The organism is Vibrio sp. 970 (assembly GCF_033339075.1).
The window spans coordinates 1-973 of the sequence record NZ_JAWOTW010000115.1 but is presented as its reverse complement, the minus strand read 5'-3'; the positions used below and the strand labels follow the sequence as shown (position 1 = coordinate 973).

Genomic DNA, 973 nt, shown 5'->3' with positions numbered 1-973 from the left:
AATGGCGTATTGCGCATCAGTGGCGAAAAGTGGCTGCGCCTAAATCAAGGTGATGAATTTATCCGTTTGACGGGCATTGTTCGCGTCGATGACATCACTCGCAATAACCAAGTTTCTTCTCAACGAATTGCGGATGCTCGCATCACTTACGCTGGTCGCGGCGCGTTGGCAGACAGCAACGCTGCTGGATGGCTGACTCAGTTCTTTAACAGCCCATGGGTACCATTCTAATGAAGCCAATCAATACCTTTTTTTCGTCTTTCCTACTGGCATTGACCTTAGGGCTTCCTGCGACTTCACAGGCTGAAGTGGAAATTCCTATTATGGATTTGGTGGATGTTCGAGGCATCCGCGAAAACCAATTAGTCGGTTACGGTTTGGTGGTTGGTCTTGCCGGCCAAGGTGACCGCAACCAAGTAAAATTTACCTCACAATCCATCACCAACATGTTGCGCCAATTTGGTGTTCAGATTGATGACAGCATGGACCCTAAACTGCGTAACGTAGCATCGGTAAGTGTGACGGCATCGGTAGACCCTATGGCGGGGCCGGGCCAAACCTTAGATGTGGTCGTGTCATCCATTGGTGATGCGAAAAGCTTGCGCGGCGGTACGCTGCTTCTTACGCCGCTACGCGGTATCGATGGTGAAGTGTACGCCATCGCGCAAGGTAGCGTTGTTGTGGGCGGTTTATCTGCTGAAGGTAAAAGTGGTTCGAAAGTCGAAGTGAATACGCCAACAGCGGGTCGTGTGCCGAATGGTGCAACGCTAGAGCGCGAAATCAAAACAGACTTCAACCAGCGCGATGAAATCACGTTAAACCTGCGCAAACCAAGTTTCACTACTGCAAAAAACATCGCACGTGAGATCAACAATACGTTTGGTCCGAACGTGGCTGTTGCCATCAACAAAGCACGCGTGGATATGCGAGCGCCGAAAGACACGCAACAACGCGTGATCATGATGTCGATGCT

Annotated in this window: 2 protein-coding genes; both read left to right on the top strand. The window is 50.5% G+C overall.

Translation table 11 applies throughout. The annotated features are described in order from the left end of the window. A partial coding sequence (locus R7Q11_RS25110) for a flagellar basal body L-ring protein FlgH (RefSeq protein ID WP_225466871.1) occupies positions 1-231 on the top strand: 231 nt, incomplete at its 5' end. Continuing rightward, positions 231-973: flagellar basal body P-ring protein FlgI (locus tag R7Q11_RS25105; RefSeq protein WP_225466870.1), on the top strand; the 743-nt coding region annotated here is incomplete at its 3' end. The genes R7Q11_RS25110 and R7Q11_RS25105, both read left to right, overlap by 1 nt.